The sequence below is a fragment of the Peribacillus sp. B-H-3 genome, assembly GCF_048572925.1.
Classification (GTDB): Bacteria; Bacillota; Bacilli; order Bacillales; family DSM-1321; genus Peribacillus.
The window spans coordinates 1,495,918-1,518,860 of record NZ_CP183879.1 but is presented as its reverse complement, the minus strand read 5'-3'; the positions used below and the strand labels follow the sequence as shown (position 1 = coordinate 1,518,860).

Here is a 22,943-nt window from a genome sequence, read left to right as displayed (position 1 = left end):
CAAACGTTTGCTCCCATTTGTTAAAACAAAGGCATTACCCCCATATGTATATGGAGGTACGCCCTTGTTATTTGTATCAATTATTTTGATGGATGGTTAGATTTAATATTGGTATTGATTGTTTTTACAGCATCATCCATCGCAGCTTTAGGTTCTGCTTTATTAGTAGCAAGTGTTTGCAGCGCTGACGCCATTGGACCCCATACCTCGCTCATTTCTGGAACGTTTGGTGTTGGAAGTGCATATTTGGATTGTTCAGCAACCGCTTTTGCTCCTTCATCATTTGCAATGACAGGATCTTTGATTAATGATTTTACAGGAGGAATTTCCTGAGTTTTTTCGAAACGGATTTTTGCATTGTCTGCATTTGTAATGAACTCAACAAGTTTTGTGGACCAGTAAGGATTCTTTGTAAATGCCGTTACATGCCATCCTTTAACTCCCATGAACGTTTTCATATGCTCGCCATTTGGAAGTGTAGGCATAGGAGCAACACCAATGTCAACTCCAGCTGCTTTCATTCCCTGGAATGCCCAAGGACCGTTCATAACAGATGCTGCTTTGCCTTCATTGAACAAGCCGTCCATTGCTGCGCCGCCGCTTTCTCCGATAATGCCTTTAGGGAATAGCTTTTCTTTGTACCATTTTTGAATGTATGCTGCACCTTCGACAGCACCTTTGTTATTTAAACCAACATCTGAAGGATCAATCTTGCCGTTGTCGTCTTTGAATACATATCCGCCCATTCCGCCGATTACTGCGTGTGCGAAGTAGTAGTTGTCAAATAGAGCAAGGAAGCCGTATTTGCCGTCTTTCGTCATTTCTTTTGATTTTGCATAAAGCTCATCCATTGTAGCAGGAGCCTTATCCATCAATTTCTTGTTGTAAATGAAAACTGGAGTTTCAGTTGCTTTTGGCAACCCATAAAGTTTTCCATCATATTTTTCTGCATTGACAGCAGAGTCATTGAAAGTAGAAAGAACACTGTCATCTACTTTGATTTCCTGAATAAGGCCTTCTGTAACAACCTGGCCGATTTGGTCATGCGGCAATGTAACTACGTCCGGGGCATTTCCAGCTGGTCCGTCAAGACGTAATTGGTCGCGGATTTTATCAGCCATGTTCAATTCTTTGTATTCTACTTTGATTCCGTATTTCTTTGTGAAAGCTTCAGCTGCAGGCTTTAATGCAATGCCTTTATCTTTATCTTCCCACACAACCAGTTTTTCCGGTTTTGCTTCTGCTGATTTTTCTTCTGTATTCTTACCGCCAGTTGCATTTTTTCTTTCAGCAGTATCACGCTTAGGTCCGCACGCAGCAAGCATGCCGACAAGCAAAACGAATAACACTAAGATAGATAGTGACTTTTTCATTCTATTTTCCCCCCTGAAATATGTACTCTCTTTCTTAAGTTTGCACAACCGTTTGCACTATTCTGAAAAATTACCTTAAATGAAAACGCTGACATATACTAACAAAGAAATCCTATATTATTCTATAAATCTCTTGATAGAAGGATATGTAAGCACTTATTATTTCAAGGTGACATTTGTGAAACCGATTGCACTACTTTATGGCTTTATTATACAATCATTATTATTTTTTACAAGTATTTTTTAAAAATGAAATTTTTTACAATTTTATGACACGTATATTAAACAGAAAATGGTTTTTGTGGCTGTGCAAACTGCTTGCTGTATAGCTTTCACTCTGATATTTTTTAAAGTAGCCTTTATTCTAAACTTTGAGTTTTTTTAAAAAATTGATGCAATCGATTGCATTACACAGGAGGATTACTAGATGGAACATGCTGCAATATTTCACCGTCCTGGAGATAATTTCATTTATCCGACAGATCAGGAAACACTGCATATCAGAATCAGAACGAAGAAAAATGATGTACAGGAAGTCCATTTGCTGAATGGTGACCCATATGAGTGGGATAAAGCCTCTTTAGAGCCAATGAAAATTTCCGGCAGCGATAGTCTTTTTGATTACTGGCATATTCATGTCAAGCCTGAATATAGAAGGATTCGATATGGGTTTTTTCTGAAGTCAGGAGAAGAGGAAACATATTTAACTGAAAAGGGATTCTTTGAATCAGCGCCGGAGGATGCCGGATACTACTTCGCTTTTCCATACATTCATAAAACAGAAGTATTTAACGCACCAGAGTGGGTAAAGGAAACTGTCTGGTACCAGATTTTCCCTGAACGTTTCGGGAACGGAAACAGTGCCAATGACCCAGAAGGTGCTCTTCCATGGGGCAGCAAGGAGCCAAGCCCGGATAATTTCTTCGGCGGTGATTTCGAAGGTGTTATCGAGCATCTCGACCATCTTGAAGATCTCGGCATAAATGGAGTCTACTTCACTCCGATTTTCAAGGCCCATTCAAATCACAAATATGACACAATCGATTACTTTGAAATCGACCCTCAATTCGGTGATAAGGACACACTTAAGAGACTTGTATCTGAATGCCATAAACGGGGCATTCGTGTCATGCTTGATGCTGTTTTCAATCACAGCGGCTATTATTTCGAACCTTTTCAGGATGTTTTGAAAAACGGGGAGAATTCCCCTTATAAAGATTGGTTCCACCCTCACAGCTTCCCGCTGCAAGCGGGAGAGCGCCCTAATTATGAAACCTTTGGCTTTGTGGGGTCCATGCCGAAACTGAATACGTATAATCAGGACGTTAAAAAGTATCTCTTGGATGCAGCAGCATATTGGATTAAAGAGTTTGATATTGACGGCTGGCGGCTTGACGTGGCTAATGAAATTGACCACCAGTTTTGGAGAGAGTTCAGGCAGACTGTAAGGGAAATTAAACCTGATCTTTATATTCTTGGAGAAATCTGGCACGATTCCATGCCATGGCTCCGCGGCGATCAATTTGATGCAGTCATGAATTACCCGTTTACAGCCAACATTTTAAATCTTTTAGCATCTGATAAAATAAATGCACAGCAATTTATGAACAATATTTCTTCTGTTTACCATAGCTACCCGGAAAATGTCTTCAGCGTGGCATTCAACCTTGTCGGAAGCCATGATACACCAAGGATTTTGACTGAATGCGGCGGAGATGAGGACAAAACCAGGCTTGTCTTTTCACTGCTTCTTACCTTCATGGGAACCCCTTGCATTTATTACGGAGATGAAATCGGCCTTTCCGGTGAAATGGACCCTGGCTGCCGAAAATGTATGGAATGGGATAAAGAAAAACAAAACCTTAGAATGTATCATCATATAAAAGAACTTATCGCGCTTCGTAAGGAAGAGCCTCTTCTTTCAAATGAAGGGCAATTTGAATTCTTACCTTCTCTGCATGAAAATCTGGTTGCTTTCCGCAAGTTCACCGATGACAAATCGGTACTTATTGCTGCAAATCCTTCCGGAGAGCCAGTTAAAGCAATTCTGCCAGGTGATGCGGAATATACCAGTTTATTTTCTGCTTCCGCAGAAATCAAAACTGGCTCAGCTCCATCTCTTGAGCTAGGGAGCTATGGATTTATCATTATCTCATCTTCTGATTCAAATACAGAAAAATAATAGGTTAAATGAAAAGGCTGCGGGACTTTAAAATGCACCGCAGCCTTTTTTTAGGATTCGACTATCCCAATATTATAATCCTTGAACCATACATGCATCTGGGCAAGATGGGCCAGCAATTGCGGCCCTGACATTAATTGCCCAAACCAAGGGACCTTAAAGGCAGCACCCTTGCTTTCCAGAATATCTCCAAGCTTTTTCTTATCAAATAACTCATACAGCACAGAATTCCTGTCTTCCAATATATCCTTCAGCCACATTGCCACACGTTCGGTATAAACCGGATTATGGGTTTTAGGGTATGGACTTTTTTTGCGGTACAGCACTTCATCGGGGAGCAGACCTTCCAATGCCTTCCGCAGTATCCCCTTTTCCCTGTTTCCAGTCATTTTCATTTCCCAAGGAATGTTCCAGACATATTCCACGAGACGATGATCTGCAAACGGCACTCGGACTTCAAGGCTCGCCCCCATGCTCATCCGGTCCTTCCGGTCAAGAAGGGTAGTCATGAACCAAGTGATATTTTGGTAAAACAATTCTCTTCTTTTAGCTTCTTCTTTGCTTTCCCCGTCCAATTTAGGCGTTTCTGCTGCAGTCCGTAAATACTGGGAGCGTACATATTCTTCAAGCCTTAACTTTTCCTGCCAGCCATGTTTCAGCAGTGACACCCTTTCCTCAGTTGATCTCATCCAGGGAAACCCGGACCGGTTCAGATCATCTTCTCTATGAAACCATGGATATCCCCCAAATATTTCATCAGCGCACTCCCCTGATAATCCAACAGTGAAATCTTTTTTGATTTCCCTGCAAAACCAAAGTAGTGAGGAATCGACATCAGCCATTCCAGGAAGATCTCTTACATGAACCGCTTCGGTCAGATAATCTGTCAGCAGCTCCTGGGAGATGACGGATTTATGGTGGGCAGTGCCGAAAGTGTCTGACATCAGCTTAATCCATGGTCCATCCGAATTCGGCTGAAAATCATTTGCTTTAAAAAACAGATCATTTCCTTCATAATCTATCGAATAAGTATGGAGCCTTCCTTTGCCTTCATTCTTATACTCCTCTGCAGCAATGGCCGTGATTGCGCTTGAATCCACTCCTCCAGATAGAAATGTGCATAAAGGTACATCAGACACCAGCTGTCTTTTTACGGCGTCCTTCACAAGAAAACGGACCTTTTCTGCTGTTTCGCCAAGTGTATCCATGTGCTGTTCACTTTTTACATTCCAGTACCGCCAAAGCCGCAGGCCCTGTCGTGACAGTGTCATTGCATGCCCTGGCCTCAGCTCATTAACTCCCCTGAACACACCCGAGCCAGGTGATCGGGAAGGGCCCAGTCCAAGCACTTCTGCCAATCCTTCACGGTCCAGCTCAGTTTTTATGTCAGGGTGTGCCAGAATGGCTTTAATTTCAGACCCAAAAATAAGCCCTCCATTTTTTTCCGCATAAAATAAAGGTTTTACGCCTAACCGGTCTCTTCCAATGAACAATTTTTGCTCATGATGATCCCAAATGGCAAAAGCGAAGATCCCATTAAAAAAATCCACGCATTTTTCTTTCCATTCTATATAGGAAGTGAGCAAAACTTCTGTATCAGAATGCCCCTTAAAGGAATATCCTTTTAATAACAGTTCTTTACGTATATCTTCCGTATTATACAATTCACCATTGTAAGCGAGAGTATACTTCAAGCTGCCGTGTTCCTTCTCCATTGGCTGTTTGCCGCCTATGGGATCGACCACTGTGAGCCGCTTATGCCCGAAACTTGCGTGAGTATCATTCCAAATATTCGTTTCATCGGGTCCTCTTTTCTTTAATGTTTCGGTCATGGCTGCCACTTTTTCTCTTTCTTTTGTCAGGTCTTTTTGAAAATGGACCCAGCCGGTTATTCCGCACATATCCATCCATCCTTTCTAGCCGGAAAGCAAGAAAAGCCAAACGGCCTCTTTTACAGCAGCGCCGACATATACGCTGGTTTTTCATATTCAGACTGAGTGCAGCTTAATAGCGATTTAAAATAGCCTATGCAAATTGCAGAGGATGGTTATTTGTCCTTATTAAAAAACAGTTGTGTGGTGGAAGCCAGCCCTTTTAACGGCTTGCGTTTATTATAGACGCACCCAGTAAAATCATTGTATGAAGCTCTTATTAAATAGATTCAGTTATAATTTCTTGGAATTTTGTCAAAAAAGTAGGTGAGGCATTCCACTTTTGGAGGTAAATTATGAGTCAACAGCAGCGAGCAAAGCTTTTCCAGCGCCAATCCAGGGCATTTTCAGCAGGAACAGTGGAAAATATCAATCATCAATGGATATTTTTTGATGAAGAAACTGATGAAGCCTCTTCTTTGGAAGAATATTTGCACCAGGATATTGAAGTTTTCAGAGGACATAGATGGAGAAAAGGAATTATTGAAGATAATGGTGCCGTAAGATTCAACAAAGAAGTTCTTTACTTAATGGATGAAGAACGGATACGAATCCGTAAACAGCTGATTTACTCATTTGAGAGGCTGCTTGAAGAATTGAATGACGATTCTTTTTTTCAGTTTATTACGACTTTGAACTCCCTCGATTTTTCAATTTATGACTGTATTTACAGCTATAATCAGCTGACTTTTTTAAAAGAGGCAGAAAGCCGGTCAGGTGTTAATTTTTTTACTTTCGACAACGGTACAGATATATGCTCTGTGCAGCATCACTTTTGCTATGCCGAGAAATCCCATGACCGGTTTGAATTTACCATGAACACTGGAAAAAGAATTGTAATTGAGAAAATGAACAACTTTTAATCGAATGGCTTGCTGACGTTATACCAGCAAGTCTTTTTTATTCTGCTTTTCAATCTAAGGGAATTCACTGCACGCTTGGGGCAATTCCCCCTGTAACAATTGAGTTTTCGCAGTATTCCATGTATAATTTACTTAAATTACTTATAATGCTCTATGACAGTAAAAGTAACTAAAGGGAGATCTAAAATGAAATCACCGCTTCAATTATGCCCCAAAATTGAATTCTCATATGAAATTATCGGAAAGAAATGGGCAGGCTTGATTATCCACGTGCTGATGGATGGCCCAAGACGTTTTAATGAAGTACACGAAATGGTGCCAAACCTGAGCAAGCGGATGCTAACAGAGCGGATGAAAGAGTTTGAAGAACTGGGTATTGTAATCCGGAATGTCATCGCAGAACGCCCCGTCAAAATAGAATACAGCCTTACAAAAAAAGGCTTTGAACTCGGAAAAGCACTTTCTCCTGTACAAACATGGGCAGAAAAATGGATAATCCCTAACCAAAAAGCGTAAGCGCCTTGTTCAGCCCCGACCAGCATAAGGCGCGCAAGAATAGAAGGTGCTCTTACCTTCAATTCTTGCGCGCCTTATGACCTCGAGGGGCTAGGCGCTGGAGCTGGATTAATAAAAAGCGTAAGCGCCTTGAATAGCGGATCAAAGACTACAAACGCCGCGTCCTGCGGCAACGTCTTTGTAACCCCCGTCCTGGGGGCCTAAGCAAATAGGGATTAGCCCTGAGAAGGCGCTCTTTGCCTTCTCAGGGCTAATCTTCTTTTGCACAGCAGGCTAGGTGCAGGAGCTGGATTCACTAAAAAGCGCAAGCGCCTTGAATAGCGGATCAAAGACTACAAACGCCGCGTCCTGCGGCAACGTCTTTGTGACCCCCATCCTGGGGGCCTAAGCCAATAATACTAAAAAAGACATGAAAACAGCCTCTGCTGTTTTCATGTCTTTTTCTTTTTTTCTATTATGCAGATAGCTGTTTTTTTACTTGCTGCATGGCAATGCTCTCGATTTTTTTGCTGCTGTCGCCTTTATTGGCAATTACATTTGTTTGATATCTTCTGCCCTGATAATCAACTGTAAGTGTTACTTGATACATTCAGTTTTCCTCCTTCTTCTTTTTTCATGTCCAATATTTTCTGCAAGGCGCCTAGCCCCTCGAGGTCTGAGGGGCTGTTGGGCGATTGCACTATTTGTGTTCTATGAAAAGCCCTTATCGGCTGCTTTTAGTTTCTGTGAGAGTAAAACTTATTGCTGCTCAGTAAATGATCCTCATGTTCTTCATTTCTCAATAAGAACCATTTCATAAATCACAAGAAGTAACTTTTTATCGATTAAGTTACTTTACATAACCTATATTAGACCCTTTTGAAGGAAACGTCAAGCCCTGAATATCTCCTTCTGCTCTCAAAACAAGAAAACACCCCAATTGTTAGATTGGTGTCTAACAATTGGGGTGCATTTCAAAAAGACGGTGCTTTCTTCTTATTAACTGAATGGATGCAAGCCTTGAGGCATGGATAATCCCATGTACAGGATAATCAGGAAAGCAACAATAAATATTACTGTAAAAATTCCTGTGCTTTTTCCTTTTTTTGCTCGGACAAGAGTCATTTCCATCAAGGCGATGACCACGATTCCCATAATAAGCTTTCCTGCATAATACGAAAAACTGCTTCCAATCAGCTGAAAGCCTGAGAGGATGATCAATATGTAAAAAACACGTGTTGCCATATGAAGAGCCTTTGCTTTCGAATTTCCGCTCTTATACATGGACAATGAAACAAAAAAGAGGATAATAGCGATTACCCAGGTCGTTATGTGCAAATGTGTGGTCATATTACAATGCCCTCCTAATATATAATCTTCATCATCATATCATACACATTTATAGAAAAACAAAGGTATCGCCCTTTCTTTTCAGCTTTAATCAAGTTATCGGACTGAATTTGAGAGCGTGCCTATTTTTTCAATTGTAACCTCAATCTTGTCACCAGACTTTAGGTAAACAGGGGGCTTCATACCCTTGCCGACGCCTGCAGGAGTTCCAGTAGCTATAATATCTCCGGGCTCAAGTGTCATTCCTTTGGAAATTACAGAAATGATTTCTTCTACCGGAAAGATAAGCTGGTCAGTATTGGACTGCTGCCGTACATCTCCGTTCACCTTTGTCAGGATTTCCAGGCTTCCCGGATTTTCAATTTGAGATTTATGCACAATCACCGGTCCGATCGGACAGGTCCCATCCAGGCTTTTTCCAAGGAAGAATTGCTTATGTTTTTCCTGCAGATCCCTCGCTGTTACGTCATTTAAAATCGTATACCCAAATACGTAATCCAGCGCTTTTTCCCTGCTGATTCCTTTCCCTTTTTTGCCGATTACTACAGCTAACTCACCCTCGTAGTCCAGCTGAGATGTTACTTCAGAATGGATAGGAATGTCCGCTTTATTCCCTATTACTGAAGTCGGAGCTTTTGTAAACATCATAATGTCTGTCGGAATATCCGCTTCGCTTCCCAGTTCTTTTGCGTGCTCAGTATAGTTTTTTCCCACACAGAAAATATTTTTAGATGGCCTCGGAATCGGCGCTTCCCAGTCTGCACTTTCAAAATTTGTATAATAACCTTCTGTGTCTTTTTGCTCTTTCACCCATTTTTGAATGCTTTCTGCTTTATTTAGTTCACTCTCTTCATTTTTTATTAATTCCTCAAGGGAAGTTACCATTTCAATTCCGCTTTTCACAGCCGCTTTTTGGAGAAGCAAAAGCTTTTCCTCCTCCACCAGCACCAGCACGCTTTTTCCTTCTGCCCTTATCGTTCCAAATTTCATGTTCTCCCTCTCCTATCCTATATTTTTTTATAGCCGCCTCTTCTTCATGAAAGGTCTTTTTCCGTAGGAAGCAAATCGCCATACATATTCCAGAGGCCCTAAATAATAACGCTGAATCCAAAGAAAGCTTGCACCCAGCTGCAAAGAAAAAATAATAGCTGCGGCACCAAGGCATTCTGCAAGTGTCATCCTTCCATATAAACCCAAACCATATGAATAGGACAGAATGGTACACACAAATGACTGAAGCAAATAATTGCTGAGTGACATCTTCCCCGCTGCAGCAAGAAGACATGAAAGTTTGCTGCCGGCATTTTGCTGCAGCGCTAAGGCTGCTCCAGTAATATAAAACATTGACAGCAGCGGCCCTCCAAACTGGTCCTGGATAAATTCCGTAAAAGAATTTGAGACCGTTGCATACGGAAGCAACTTTAAAATCAAACCGGCAAAAAGAGAAATAACAGCCAGCTTTCCGAGCAAGTTTTTATACTGATCCGGAGCATGTATCCATCTTAACTTGGCAAATCCGGCTCCAATGAGCAAAAATGGAAAAATAGATAAAAATAGAAATATAAAGCTTTCAGCATTATTCATTACTTGCCATTCTTTTATTCTCATCATTGTTATTTGTTCAAAGGTACCCGTTTGATAAATATTCAAAGCTTTTCTGGCCATTGCAGCACCCGCATTTACAGGGTTATCTGCAGATATAGCCATTAACAGTCCCGTCAGAAAAAAAGGAATAATATATAGGGCAGCCCCTGTTAAAAGCAGGAATTTCCCCTCCCATTTATAAAACAGCAAAAAAGCAAAACCAAATAGAGAATAATGAATGAGAATATCTCCGCTCCATATTAAAAAAGCATGAATAACGCCAAAAACACTGAGGATAATCAGCCTTTTTGCAAAAAACAAAGGAAATGATTTTCCTTCATGCAAAAACCTCTCTGCAGATACCGCCGCTCCAAAGCCGAATAAAAACGAAAAAACCGGATAAAAGCTTGCCTGTGCCGTAATATCAATGAATATGTAAATAAAATGAAAAGGAAATCCTTTTCTCCAGACAGCCGGATCCATATAAGCAACCGGATAAAAGTAGGAAAGTATGTTGACAAGCAGGATTCCAAATAATGCGATGCCTCTGAGACTGTCAATGCTTGTAATCCTTGCTTTGAATAAAACTGTTTCTTCTGCCACGGCACCACCTCTCCTGTATGTCCCTATTATACTAAATACTGAGAAAATGTTGAAATTTCTGTAATCTGAATCAACAATTCCATTCTCATTATCTCATTTCCTCCTATGCACTTTTCTGCTTGTATTTCTTCAGGTTCACCGGCGGAAAGGCGGCAGGTTTAATTATATCGCCCATAAATTTATCACGAGTCCGGGTCTTTCACATATGATAACCTAGAACTTTCATTCAGCAGGGAGGTGCCTGTATGCCGGCCATCGTTGGTGTTGTTCAAGTAATCAGTGTCGGCAGCAGCGGTGTATTTCATATTGGAGATGTTTTTAAAATAGCTCCTTACTCCACCTCAAAAACATTTTCCGGGGCTGGCTCTTTTAACACAGGGGACACCATTTCTTTATACAATGCACACAGTTCAACAAATACCTATGATACTGATGCCGCTGATCAGCCAATTCTTTTTAACCTTTAATGGACGGATGCTGTACGGTAAGGAGGCACATCATGATTTTTAATATTCAGCAATCCATTCATATTAATATGATTAAAATCGGCAGTGTGTCCAATTCTTCCGTTTTCCAAATTGGAAGCGCCGGGGTCATAAAGCCATATTCAACTCTTTCGAATACCGGAGGATTCACTGCACCGGCACCAGGCTTTGAAATTACTACTCCATTCACTGCCGGAAGGGAATAACTGCAAGTCTGTTCACCTGCGCCCAGTTCCTGCATATACTTGATTAAATCCTTTCATCTGAAAATTTTGCTGAAGGTTAGGTGAAGACACCCCATGCAATCTGAATTTTATTCCTATGCAGAACAAATGCAGCGATATCTGGAGGCCCAGGACAGGCGGATAGCTAAGCTTGAAAGTGATCTCACACGCCTGGCAAAAGAACTGGATGAAATAAAAAAAAAGCCCCCCATTAATGTTGAAAGAATTGAATATAAATTCGATCAGCTCAAAGTTGAGTCTTTAGAAGGCACCTTAAATATCGGGTTAAATCCAAATGACCTTGCTAATATTGATGAATTTACCGTTAATAAAAATCCAGCGGCACCAACGCCCTATCTTTTTCCTGAAAGAGATATCATGACAGCTGACATCTCTGATGCGATAAAAGGCAGCTTGCCTGCCATTATTACAGAAAACGAGGAAAGAAGCGGGACAGCAATGGATCCTTCTTATCATGACTTCATTAAGCATGATGTAGAACGGCAGCTGCCTGCCCGGATTGAGATGTACATCAATGAAACGCCGCAGCCTGAGAGGGTTCCTCATTTGCTTCAGAATGTAAAGGAAAAAATAATTGAGCGGATCACTTCCGATATACATGCTGCCATTGCCGCATTTATGAGTCAATCAAACAGTCAAACAGGAGGGAACAGCGCTAATGGAGTTTAATGTAACAAATCATGAAATATGTGTCGGAGAAATCAAGGTCACTGGTGTGGCAGCCTCTTCACTTCTGCACATTGGTGATGTGCAGACCGTCCAGCTGTCATCAGCCTTTGATACACCACCTGAATCTTTAATCATTGGCCCATTTGTGCCATTTAGCGCACAAGGTTAATCCCATGTTTTCAAGAATATCGAAGGTTGATTCCATCACTGGAAAAAGCCTCATCTTCAGCTCTGTTCTGCAAATTGGAGATGCGCGCTATATTGACGGAGTTTCTGAAGTTTTAGCTGTGCAGAGGGACGTAAAATATAATTACGGCAATGAGGGGAATTTTGCAGAATACCGGATATTCGGCTATCCGTCTGTTTACTTGCCTATAGATGAGCAAATTTCAATTAAAACAATAAATAAATCACCACTTATTAAAGTCGGCCGACTGGATTTTATTGGAGCCACGGTCTCTTCTGTTATTTCTATCGGAAACACAGATCATATCAGAATGAAATCCAGGATCAAGCATATCCGCCGGCTAAACAGAAATGCGCCCGCTCAGGGTTCCCCCTCGCCGGATACCGATATTTCATGAGAGCATATTAAAAAATTTATGGTAAAGGAATGTTTTAGATGCCTGCAATAACAGGGCCCGTTCAAATCATAAACGTAGGAGGAGGGGTCTTGCAATTCGGAGATTCTCTTGTTACTTCACCCAAATCTGCAGCCAAAACGATAGCAGGTTCGGGATCTGTCAACTCTGGCGGTTTTATCCTCACTATAAACGGCATTAACGGAAGCAATGTACTTGATGTGAATGGCATCGATCAGCCGATTACAGGAAACAACTAGGGAGACAGCTCTGCTGTCTCCCTAGTTGTTTACATTTCGAGCAGGTGTGCACCATCAAAAAAGAATAAATATTTTTCCATTACTTTTTTGTTTAGAATTTCTTCAATTGCTCTCGTATAGAGTTCAAGCTGAAGGCGGTACCGATCAGCAAGTATTTCTTTTGCTCCTTGAAAGCCATTTGCAAATCTGTTTTGGATAGCATCTGTTTTATAATCGATCAATACGAGTCCATCATGATCCTCAAAAATACAATCAATTACACCCTGAACAAGAATTTGTTCATCAGCCCCCTTCCAATCTGAATATATCTCAGCTGCCTGAAGGGACATTGTAAAGGGAACTTCACGCCGGATTACCTCTGCCCGGCTTAGTCTTTCTCCTATCTTACTATTGAAGAAATTTGCTATCACACTTTTGTCAACGGCGTCCATCTGTTCTTCTTTTAGGAGCTCTCTATCTATTAAGCTGTGTAAGAGCTCATCAATCGCTGCCTCTGTTACCGGCTTTCTTACATCTATATGCTGCATGACAAGGTGTGTAATTGTTCCCTTCTCTGCCGGAGTTAATGACTTTTCCTGCAAAAATTGCGGCCTTCTCGAAATCGGGCGCTTATATTTCCGCAGCAGCTCTGTGGAGCTTTCCTGATCTCTTAGTTCATTTTGCCGCTTCAGCTCGGAGACCGACTGCTTCGAACGGTGTATGGAAGCTTCCAAATGCGGATAAATCCACGTAAGCTGTGTATGAATTTGGTCATTATATCCTGATTGCACCTCCACATTTTCACCATGCTTCACATGATCAAGCAAATTCTGCTGTACCGCGGCTTCTCCATCTTCTTCTGATTGAAGTTCCTCTAAAGCAACAATCCGGGCTTTCCATTTTGAAGGATGGCCAGTGATGCTGCTATTGGTATCATCAGCCGTTCCGCCGTCCATGCCGGCTATTTCAGCCAGGTCCTGGTGTCTGATAATGGCAGGTCCAATCCAGTCCATGTAGCTTTTGGCATTTGCCCTGACATAGTCCTTCAGCAGCCACTCCCCATGGGATGCATTAGCTGACCATGAAACAATGGATTTTTGGGCATCCTTTAAAGAACAGATTAAATAAAGCTTTTCCTTCGCCCTTGTCAGCGCAACATATAAAACCCGCATTTCCTCCGCTATCATTTCAAGCTGCTTTTTTTTCTTAAATGCAATTTGCGGCAGAGAAGGATAGGTAATCCGAAGTTCGGGATTCACGAATTTCGAAGCAAAACCTAAATCTTTATCAAGCAGGTAGGATTTTCGGATATCCATCATATTAAACTGCCTGGAAAGCCCTGCAAACATAACGATGGGAAATTCCAGACCCTTCGATGAGTGGATGGTCATGATGCGCACAACATCTTCCTGTTCACCCAAAGCTCTTGCTGCACCGAGGTCATCTCCCCTCTCCTGCATCCTTTCAATAAATCTTAAGAACCGGAATAATCCCCTAAAAGAACTGGACTCATATTGCCTTGCCCTGTCATATAGTGCTCTAAGGTTGGCCTGTCTCTGCTTTCCGCCTGGCATTCCTCCAGCAAAATCATAAAAGCCCGTATCCCGGAATAACAGCCAAATTAAATCAGAGAGTGCCTCCTGCCTGGCAGCTTTTCTCCATACTGTAAGTTTTTTATAAAAAGATGACACTTTTTCATAAAGAGCCTCATTTTCAGTAGGATCTCCTTTTAAGCAGTATTCTGCCATAGCCTGATAATAGCTCCCGGAATGAAACAGCCGCACCTGTGCCAGCTCTTCTTCATCCAGGCCGGCAATAGGAGATCTTAACACGGAAGCAAGCGGGATATCCTGCTGTGGATTATCAATGATTTTAAGCAAAGAAAGCATAATAGCAACCTCTGTCGCCTCAAAATATCCTGTCGATAAATTGGCATAAACAGGTATTCCCGCCTTTTTAAACTCCTCGATGATTTGGGGAGCCCACGGCATTGAACGCAGCAAAATGACAATATCCCTGTATGCGGTTGAGCGGGATTCACCTGTTTTTGGATCAATGATTTGCTTTTTTTCCCCGATTGCCTTCTTAATCAGCTTAGCCATCATTCTTGCTTCGAGCTGTGCATTCTCAAGTTCCTCATTTTCAAATCCGGCTTCTCCCTCTCCTTCAGATTCTTCCTTAAGGGATGTCATAGCCTCTTCCTCATTTTTCCCGCCGTCAATCATAAACATCTCAATAGGATGCGGCCCGTCTTCAGGGTAACTGGCTCCTTTTTTTAAAGAAGCATCTTCATCATATTCAATTTCGCCGACAGTCATTCCCATCAGCTGTTTGAATAAGAAGTTTGTACCGTCAAGAACTTCGCTGCGGCTGCGGAAATTCCGGTTCAAATCAATTTTTAAGCCTGTCTGTTCTCCTTCATGGGTAAACCTTGCATATTTTCCGAGAAATAAATTTGGCTCTGCCAATCGAAAACGGTAAATAGAATCAAGTAAGCGCCCGGCGCCTTGCTATATTGCTATAGCAGGTTTCCAAACACTCCTCCCAGAACCGTACGTACACCTCTCGATGTATACGGCTCCACATTCATCAGTCCAGCTCGCCGCTTCGGGTCTTATATGAATGAAAGTTTCTAATGAGGGCAAAAGTCTTTTTCTGCCTTTCAATCATATTTCTCCGCGCAGCTTTTTGCCTTTTAGTCAGGTCATTTTCTGCTTTTCAAGGTACTTTTACATCTTCCTGCATATAACCTGTCTAAAAGACTTCACGAGCAGCAAATTATATAGTATTCGGCTATCAGTCAATGTTCGAGTCTTTTATGGCTCTGTTGCTCGATTTCTGCTTCAGGGACCAGGCTCTGCAGCAGAAATCAACAATGTCCAAAAATCAGCATAAGTATTAACAGAATGCTTTTCCTTAATCGTTTTGTCTTTTTACCTTATCAATGAAATAAGCAAACTCTTCCCCTTTTTTTGTTTTGTACCTCACTCTAAATCTTCCATCCTTTGAATATCTGCCCCAAATCTCCGAGACTGATGTCCGATATTTACTTGCAAAGGTTTTTAACATACTCTGTTCCATAATGTAACAGAATTTGTTCAGTACATTTGCATTATGGGCTAATCGAAAATAATCATATAGCCTTCTGATTTCGGAGTTATATTTTAATAGGATTTCCAGATCATCATACTGCTGCATCCGGGGCCTTGCCTTGCCTTTCCATTGACCTTCTTTGGTAGTATCCAATACGTCTAATTCCCTTAGTTTACCTTCCCAATGCTCATGCGGTACATATAGTCTGATGGGCATATGTTGCGCGGGGATAATTCCATCACTTCGCTGTAAGCTGTATTTCTGACCGCGCTCAGTTGTTATATCGTAGCTAAGGAATCTTGCTTTTTCTGCAGAATTTATTATGTTTGTATTCTCTCGTGATAATTGAAGGTTTAACTTAGTTTTTAGAAACAATGTTACATCTTCATTTATTTTGTCTGCATCTTCCTTTGCCCCGATAATGCCTACAATAAAGTCACCTGCATATCTTGTATAAAACAATCTTCTGAAGTTCTTGTCCATTTGATCTTTAGAGGGTATATTATTAAGTTTTGTTTCCAGCCTTTTAAGTTTTTGAAGATATTCCATTCCTTTTTCGGTTTCTTTGCCAACAACGCTGATTTCATCCTGATAATGCCTGATCCGTGCTGCCGCGTTTGCATATTCCTTGCTATGTCCCCGCTTTTTGCCCTTATCGAAGTTTACCTTATACTCTTTCATGTATTTATCAAGTTCATGAAGATATATATTTGATAATATCGGGCCTATAATACTTCCTTCTGGAGCCCCGCTATAGCTTTTGCGGCATTTCCAGTCTTTCATATAACCCGCTTTGAGGAACTTCCATATCAGATTAATGAATTTTTCATCCTCAATGCTCTTTCTTAACAGGCTTATTAAGATATGGCGGTCAATATTATCAAACAAATTTCCGATATTTCCTTTGACGAACCAGCGGACACCGCTGAATCGCTGCTGAATTTGCATTATTGCGGTATGACAGCTTTTGTTTGGTCTGAAACCATGCGATGTCTCTTCAAATTTCCCCTCATAAATACTTTGGTGTATCATTCTTACAGCTTCCTGGACTAATTGATCTTCACCTGAAGGTATACCTGGTCTATTACTGCCGTCCCTTTTCGGTAGATCTGCTTTCCCAATTTGGGCAGGCTGGTATGATTGGTCTTTTAGACGTTCGATTAAGTTATTGATTTTTTCAAGACTCATGCCATCGGCTGTATCGTTATTTACCCCTTCCATCATTTCCACAGGCTTCCCATATAAATGCTGATATGCCAAGCAAAAAAATTCCGGGTTATATAAATTCCGATATAGCCTATCATACTTATAATTTTCATTACTGGATTTCCCAGCTAGACTGGCTAATACTACTCTCGGATTTCTCATAGAGCCTCTCGCTCCTTCCCAATTTTGTATTATGCCCGATGAACTGCTCCCCTTCGCCATGCACTAGGCTTTCCCTAGCTCGGACTACTGCGGGAGCTCTGTTACCATGCGGGATTTTCATGAGCCACATTTCTTGCTTTCGCTTGAAATCATCCTCAATAGCTAATTAATAGCGTTCCCGTTTAGGCAATCCCCATTTAGTACAGATAAGAACATAGCTTGTGCAGTGTCGGATGTGACTTTCGTCCTTTAACTCTTATTGAGATTGGCCGGTCAAGACCCGCTCATTACATCATGTACACGAAAAGATGTAATCTTTTACAAATAAAGCAAAACAACCATACTTTATTCCATTGACCGCATGCCGTTTCAGCTGCTCTGCAACATGGCTGACATTAAAGCACCTTGGACTATCATTCAGGCAGTATAGCTTTCATCCTTGTCTGCGCTTTTCACCTCGATATTCATCTTCGCCTAAGCAGCTTTGGCGGATTATACCTTTAATCACATGCTATTGTCCTCAAACCAGTTTCCCAGTTTAAGTTAGTGATCAGTGACAGAGTATTGCCTGCGAGTTTTCTCTGCGGACTTGCTAATGTCCGGATTCTTATCTGCCCTTATGGGCGCACTTGTTTTACATCTCCCACCATGAATAAATTCCCGTCATATTCTCCATCTGACGTAACCAGATTTAAAATAGATTCCTGTACAAGGTTTGTGTCCTGATATTCGTCGACAAGCACTTCTTTGAACTGTTTTCTATACTCCTCAGCAGCTTCTGAAGGTTTAAGGATTTCTCCGCTCTTTTCATCTGTTAAGATATCTAAACAGTAGTGTTCAAGGTCAGAAAAATCCACAAGGTTTTTTTCTGTTTTTTCTGCAGAAAACTTACTGTCAAATTCTTTCACCAGTTCCACAAGAGTTTCTGCATATTCCTTCATATCCTTTATATCCTGTAAATAGTGCCCTGGCTTTCTAATGAATAGCTCTTTTTTTAAATCTTCCAGGATTTTTTTTGCCCGATTGCGCAGCTTTGCTGCCTGATCAACAAGATCTTTATTAAAATCTGCACCGGAGCACCTTTTGGCTGTTGAAAACTTCCAGTTATTCATTTTTTCATATAATGAATTCCAAGATTGGCCGCTTGCCTCGATCAGCCCTTCTGCAATTTCCAGATCAGCAATGAAATTTTCCGCCCTCGGAGCCGGTCCCCCTGGCACTTTAGTCAGCTCCATTCCCTGCTGAAGCAGATCCTTTACGCTTTGAAGCTTTAGGCCGATATCAAAGAGCAGTGTCTCATAGAAAGGCAAATCTTCAATCGATGATCCTTCAGGCAGTTCATACATTGAAACAGTACGATTCAGCCATTCGCCGGGATCAGGATGAGCTCTTGAAAAGTCATGCAGTGTCCTGATCATTCCCTGCAAGGCATCATCATTCCTGTCACTTGTGTAGGCATCCACCAGCCTGAAAAAGCGTTCATTATCACTTCTCCCGTATTGTTCTTCAAAAAGCTCCTCAAGAACTTCATCACGAAGCAGCTCCGCCTCCGCCGAATCAGCAATTCTGAAGCCGGGATCGATTTCGGTAAGATAATAGTATTTGCGGATCACTTCAAGACAAAAGGAATGCAATGTCGAAATCGATGCCCTGTTAATCAGGCTGAGCTGTTTTCTGAGGTGCTGTGACTGCGGATTTGAACGAATGGCCTTCTCGAGTGCATTTCCGATCCGGTGTCTCATTTCCGCCGCAGAAGCATTCGTAAATGTTACTACCAGCAATTCATCTACATCCATAGGCTCTTCTTCCGAAAGAACCTTCTGGATGATGCGATTGACGAGGACTGCCGTTTTTCCTGAACCGGCAGCTGCGGCCACCAGAACATCCTGATCTTTTGCCCAAATGGCTTTCCATTGTTCTGCTGTCCAGTTTTCATGCTCCGGCATAGCCGGAATAATTGTTTTACTCATAACCCTTTATCTCCTCCCTTAACAAGCTGAGAACATCTTCCTGTTTTCTTGGCAAAAGAATTCTGAACTCGTTGTCCTCTAACGATTGATCGAATTGGCACACCGTTTTAAACGAACAAAATGTACATGGGGTTTTTTCCTTTAACTTATATGGAGCTATATCAACTTTCCCCCCTGTTATGCCATCTCCGGCACTTTGGTATACATTCCGCACATGGCGGTTTAACATCCTGAACTCTTCACTGCTCGCAACCTTTGAAACAGACTGCAGCGTTCCGTCTTTTTTAAAACCGGCCGGGATAATATCCGAACTCCCATTCACGCCAATTTCAAGATTTTTATCCATTAATTGAACAACATTTGGATCTCCGAGCACTAGGCCCTTCATTTTAAAGTTCTTTAAAATGGCTTCCTCTATTTCATCCAGTCCAAGCATCCCGCTGCTCTTCACCACCGGATTGTGGACATGGAAGTAAAGCACACCGGCAGGAGATGCTTCCTTTCCGATTAATGACCTCGAGTGGGTAATAATGATATCAAGATAGGTAAGCATCTGCAGGGACAGACCATAATAAACTTCGCTCATATTCAATTCTTTTTCGCTTGATTTATAATCAAGCACCCTCAGATATGTGCCATTGTCCTCCTCAGCTTTATCAACGCGGTCAATTCTTCCTATAAGCTCCATTTTAGTGCCATTTTTCAATGTAAAAGAAAGCGGCGGAAGCTCTGCATTCCTGCCGAATCCAAGCTCAAGGCCTATCGGGGAAAAACCGCTCGCCTTTGCATGTTCGCTCAGCACGATAGAAGCCCTGCCTATGACGTTTTCAAGCTTCCTTCTTAAATAATGATGGCGGTTTGAACTGAGCAAAATTTGATTCTGCAGTTTCGGGGCAAGGTTTTCAACAGCTGCTTTAGCCAGCTGCAGGCACTGCTCCTTGGTCAGGGAAGACCATGCAATGTGATTTTGATATAAATGCTCTGAAATGAGCTTTAGTGCAGCATGAAACATCTCCCCAATGTCTGGGGCATCAAGGCGGTAAATCTTCCTGTCCTGCAATTTCAGCCCATGTGCCGCAAAATGGGAAAACGCACAGCTATTGTACATTTCCATCCTGGATACACTTGCAAGAATGCTGTCCCCGTAAAGTTTTTTGCTTGTATCTTCATTTAGTGTCTTGACTTTATTCTGATAGAAAAGGCTTGATAGCACACGGACTGCCCGAGGTTTCACTTTGCTGTCATCCATATAGGCATTGTACACATCCCACCATAACGGTTCGATTGGATAGCCTCGCTTTTGTAATTGAAGCTGCGCTGTCAGGTAGGAAAGGGCGACATCATAATTCGCTGCGAATCCTGCCTGCGTGTCTGCATCGAGATCAGAAGGATCATTCATATACACCATTTCAGATACCTTTGGTACAGCATCTTTTACTCTTTTAATATATGAAGACGGCAGCAAGGCCTTACCTTCTTCATCTGCCATCGGATATGACAGGTAAAGATCGTGTGATGGAGTCGTGAAGGCCTTATAAGCAGTAAATTCTTCATCAAGAAGCCGTATTTTGGAACCTGGTGCTACCTCCAGTCCATTCGCAGTGAGATTTTCCCTCTCACTGTCAGAGAATATGCCATCTGAAGCAGCTTTACCCGGCAGCACTCCTTCATTTAAACCTATTACAAAGGCTGCCTTTACAGAATCAAGCCTGGACAAATCTAGGTTTGCCACTAAAACCTGGTCAATTGCAGGAGGAACGATGGAAAACTTCATCGTGTCCATTCCTGATTCCAGAATTGCTGAGAATTGCTTGATGGTTATTTTTTCATCACCTAGTATTTCAACGAACTGATCGAGCAGATCCACAACAGCATCCCATGACTGTTCATGCTCTCTGGCAGAAACCAGGTCACCCTCTTCCTCGGATTCACCCTTCAGCTTTTCCAGTTTCTCCGGAATGTGCAATTCCTCCAGATACAGATAAAGAGCTTCACAGAATTCCCGGCCATCTTCTGCTCGTTTTAATCTTCTCGCAAGCCTTAGAACAGGCTCAGTGAAAATCTGCTTTAAGCCGTTCAGCTCCTCTTCCTGCTGCATTTCTTTGTCAGTCTGCATGCGCTCTTCAAGCTCAAGCCCTCTGATTCTCCGGTAATGCCATCTGTCCTTAGAGGTCCATTTATTTCCCTTGATACCTCTTGAAAGAACATAGTTTTCCAGACGGTCCACCTGTTCACGCATTTCATGATTGCTGTTTTTCAGAGGAAAAAGAAGTTCCGTCTTTATAGCACGGAATACTGGCTCATACCTCCAATTGGTAATCAGAATCTCCAGAGTAGAGCGTATTAATTCAATGAGAGGATGATTGAGCATCGATTTTTTGGAATCAATGAATATAGGAATATGATAATCACGAAAGACAGTTTGAATGATATCATGATACGCCTGGCCATTGCGGATGAGGATGGAGATATCCCTCCACCTGTATTTCTTATCACGGACCAATTCAAGTATGGCGCGTGCAGTGCCTTCGGCTTCCGCTCTTCGGTTCACTGCCTGTGCGATGGTTATATTTCCATGTTCATAGAAAGGTGCTGCTGGACGGATATTGAAATTCGATTCTAAATGTAAAAGGCCTGGACTTTGCTTAAATCTCACACCTTCATTCAAATGTAAATCTTCTTCAATATCGATGCCCATCCCTGCAGCAGCCTGATATACGCTGTAATAAGTACTTCCTGTCTGGCGGAAAAGGCTCAAATTATCAGGAGGCCCGAGCTTATATGGCTTGTCAGCGCTGAGTGCAATAGTGACATTGCGGCTCAGCTTCATCAATTGTGCTACAATCTGCAGCTCTTGAGGGGTAAAGCTGTAAAAACCGTCAATGTAGATTTCGGCATCCGCGATATAATCAGACTCCCCAAGCTTTTCTGCGAGCAGCGTAAAATAATCTTCCGAATCCAGATACTTGCCAATAAGCTCATCCTCGAAAGCTTGGTAAATCAGTTCAAGATCATGCAATTTATCCTGCAATGCCTTAGAATCTCCGCCTTGCTTACGGGCGGCATACTCTTTGATTTCATTAGGGTTCAGGCAATATCTTTTAAATTCTGTCAAAATATCTTCAATTTGGGCGATAAATCCCTGTTTATCAGCAGAACGCCGAAATAACGCCAAATTCTCTTTTTTGTCTTCTATGATCTTTCTAATCAGCATATTGACGCCAGTGCTGTCTAAATGCATCCTGCTCATGCCGCCTGTATCCTGCAGCACGCGCCAGGCAAGGCGGCTGAAACTGAAGACCTGGGCCCGGATCATTCCCCCGAGGCCGGGTGTTGAGGTTAATTTATATTCAGACAAAAAGGTCATCTGGTCCGGAACAAGGTAGATCAGCGGATTCCCGCCAGGATCATCTTGCAGCTTATTGCGGATTTCATCCAGCATCACTGAAGTTTTTCCCGTTCCTGACCTTCCAGTAATAAAACGAAGCGACACTATGCAGCCTCCTAGCTCTCCCACTTTATTTTCATATTTCCCTGCTATTATCATATCAGAAAAACATCCCTTTTTTCTTTAAAAGGAGTCTGTAATTGCTGGCAATTTTCCTGTGAAAGAAGAATCTCGGCGCAGCGCAACTCCCTGAATGGCACCAACATTTCCGCATGGCTTTGGTGCCTGCGCATCAGGCGGATGAATTTTCATTGAAAGATTTATCATTTGCTGTACCTGCCAGAATCCAGGTACGCCGAATTAATAAGTTCCTCCCTTTATTTTACTTTGTTTCCCGCCCTGAATCCAATCATACGTTCGTATTTTTTTGGTAAATCCGGCTTTGCGTTAAGTCCATGCTGGTAACACAAATCTTAAAAAATCAAAACGCGTCCTGCTGATCCTGAGCAGCACAATAAGACTTG

The 22,943-nt window shown here is 42.0% G+C and carries 20 protein-coding genes; 9 read left to right on the top strand and 11 right to left on the bottom strand.

Annotation, left to right across the window (positions count from 1 at the left end):
- Positions 1-80: 80 nt before the first annotated feature.
- Entirely contained in the window at positions 81-1,373 is a 1,293-nt protein-coding gene (locus tag ACN6MY_RS07470; protein ID WP_419883402.1) for an extracellular solute-binding protein, read from the bottom strand.
- A 427-nt stretch (positions 1,374-1,800) separates the two neighbouring features.
- On the opposite strand from ACN6MY_RS07470, the gene ACN6MY_RS07465 reads away from it, so the two are divergent.
- Positions 1,801-3,555: an alpha-glycosidase gene (locus ACN6MY_RS07465; protein ID WP_419883401.1), complete on the top strand. Its 1,755-nt coding sequence runs from the start codon at positions 1,801-1,803 to the stop codon at positions 3,553-3,555.
- Between the two features lie 50 nt (positions 3,556-3,605).
- On the opposite strand, the gene asnB is transcribed toward ACN6MY_RS07465, so the two are convergent.
- A complete protein-coding gene (gene asnB / locus ACN6MY_RS07460; protein WP_419883400.1) occupies positions 3,606-5,456 on the bottom strand; it encodes an asparagine synthase (glutamine-hydrolyzing) in 1,851 nt (616 codons plus the stop codon).
- A 326-nt stretch (positions 5,457-5,782) separates the two neighbouring features.
- Here asnB and ACN6MY_RS07455 point away from each other — a divergent pair, with 326 nt between their 5' ends.
- Entirely contained in the window at positions 5,783-6,349 is a 567-nt protein-coding gene (locus ACN6MY_RS07455) for a DUF2777 domain-containing protein (protein ID WP_419883399.1), read from the top strand.
- 186 nt (positions 6,350-6,535) lie between these two features.
- Positions 6,536-6,865 (top strand): winged helix-turn-helix transcriptional regulator, encoded by a 330-nt coding sequence (locus tag ACN6MY_RS07450; RefSeq protein ID WP_419883398.1) that lies wholly within the window; start codon positions 6,536-6,538, stop codon positions 6,863-6,865.
- Positions 6,866-7,319: 454 nt separating this feature from the next.
- Here the strand turns inward: ACN6MY_RS07450 and ACN6MY_RS07445 are convergent, their stop codons facing one another.
- The 4 genes from ACN6MY_RS07445 to ACN6MY_RS07430 form a co-directional block, all read right to left on the bottom strand.
- Positions 7,320-7,454 carry a BA3454 family stress response protein gene (locus ACN6MY_RS07445; protein ID WP_090987391.1) on the bottom strand — a complete coding sequence of 45 codons (135 nt, stop codon included), beginning with the start codon at positions 7,452-7,454 and terminating at the stop codon, positions 7,320-7,322.
- Between the two features lie 389 nt (positions 7,455-7,843).
- A complete protein-coding gene (locus tag ACN6MY_RS07440) occupies positions 7,844-8,194 on the bottom strand; it encodes a YisL family protein (RefSeq protein ID WP_419883397.1) in 351 nt (116 codons plus the stop codon).
- Between the two features lie 96 nt (positions 8,195-8,290).
- On the bottom strand, positions 8,291-9,184 hold the full coding sequence (locus tag ACN6MY_RS07435) for a fumarylacetoacetate hydrolase family protein (protein ID WP_419883396.1): 894 nt from the start codon (positions 9,182-9,184) through the stop codon (positions 8,291-8,293).
- 27 nt (positions 9,185-9,211) lie between these two features.
- Positions 9,212-10,381, bottom strand: a complete 1,170-nt coding sequence (locus ACN6MY_RS07430) for a DUF418 domain-containing protein (protein WP_419883395.1) — start codon at positions 10,379-10,381, stop codon at positions 9,212-9,214.
- Positions 10,382-10,626: 245 nt separating this feature from the next.
- On the opposite strand from ACN6MY_RS07430, the gene ACN6MY_RS07425 reads away from it, so the two are divergent.
- From ACN6MY_RS07425 to ACN6MY_RS07400, 6 genes are all read left to right on the top strand, one after another.
- Positions 10,627-10,848: a spore germination protein gene (locus ACN6MY_RS07425; RefSeq protein ID WP_071350137.1), complete on the top strand. Its 222-nt coding sequence runs from the start codon at positions 10,627-10,629 to the stop codon at positions 10,846-10,848.
- A gap of 32 nt (positions 10,849-10,880) precedes the next feature.
- Positions 10,881-11,072 (top strand): spore germination protein GerPB, encoded by a 192-nt coding sequence (locus ACN6MY_RS07420; protein ID WP_071350136.1) that lies wholly within the window; start codon positions 10,881-10,883, stop codon positions 11,070-11,072.
- A gap of 93 nt (positions 11,073-11,165) precedes the next feature.
- On the top strand, positions 11,166-11,780 hold the full coding sequence (gene gerPC / locus ACN6MY_RS07415; protein ID WP_419883394.1) for a spore germination protein GerPC: 615 nt from the start codon (positions 11,166-11,168) through the stop codon (positions 11,778-11,780).
- The gene (locus ACN6MY_RS07410; protein ID WP_071350134.1) at positions 11,770-11,949 is read left to right on the top strand and encodes a spore gernimation protein GerPD; all 180 of its coding nucleotides are present in this window, start codon (positions 11,770-11,772) and stop codon (positions 11,947-11,949) included. The genes gerPC and ACN6MY_RS07410 overlap by 11 nt, the downstream gene beginning before the upstream one ends.
- Before the next feature lie 4 nt (positions 11,950-11,953).
- A complete protein-coding gene (locus tag ACN6MY_RS07405) occupies positions 11,954-12,364 on the top strand; it encodes a spore germination protein GerPE (RefSeq protein WP_419883393.1) in 411 nt (136 codons plus the stop codon).
- A gap of 38 nt (positions 12,365-12,402) precedes the next feature.
- On the top strand, positions 12,403-12,621 hold the full coding sequence (locus tag ACN6MY_RS07400) for a spore germination protein (RefSeq protein ID WP_419883392.1): 219 nt from the start codon (positions 12,403-12,405) through the stop codon (positions 12,619-12,621).
- 29 nt (positions 12,622-12,650) lie between these two features.
- On the opposite strand, the gene addA is transcribed toward ACN6MY_RS07400, so the two are convergent.
- The 5 genes from addA to ACN6MY_RS07375 form a co-directional block, all read right to left on the bottom strand.
- A complete protein-coding gene (addA, locus tag ACN6MY_RS07395) occupies positions 12,651-15,068 on the bottom strand; it encodes a helicase-exonuclease AddAB subunit AddA (RefSeq protein WP_419883391.1) in 2,418 nt (805 codons plus the stop codon).
- A gap of 448 nt (positions 15,069-15,516) precedes the next feature.
- Positions 15,517-16,917 (bottom strand): reverse transcriptase domain-containing protein, encoded by a 1,401-nt coding sequence (locus ACN6MY_RS07390; protein ID WP_419883390.1) that lies wholly within the window; start codon positions 16,915-16,917, stop codon positions 15,517-15,519.
- A gap of 761 nt (positions 16,918-17,678) precedes the next feature.
- The gene (locus tag ACN6MY_RS07385) at positions 17,679-19,031 is read right to left on the bottom strand and encodes a UvrD-helicase domain-containing protein (protein ID WP_419883389.1); all 1,353 of its coding nucleotides are present in this window, start codon (positions 19,029-19,031) and stop codon (positions 17,679-17,681) included.
- The gene (addB, locus tag ACN6MY_RS07380; RefSeq protein WP_419883388.1) at positions 19,024-22,524 is read right to left on the bottom strand and encodes a helicase-exonuclease AddAB subunit AddB; all 3,501 of its coding nucleotides are present in this window, start codon (positions 22,522-22,524) and stop codon (positions 19,024-19,026) included. The genes ACN6MY_RS07385 and addB overlap by 8 nt, the downstream gene beginning before the upstream one ends.
- 78 nt (positions 22,525-22,602) lie before the next feature.
- Entirely contained in the window at positions 22,603-22,746 is a 144-nt protein-coding gene (locus ACN6MY_RS07375) for a hypothetical protein (protein WP_419883387.1), read from the bottom strand.
- Positions 22,747-22,943 lie beyond the last annotated feature (197 nt).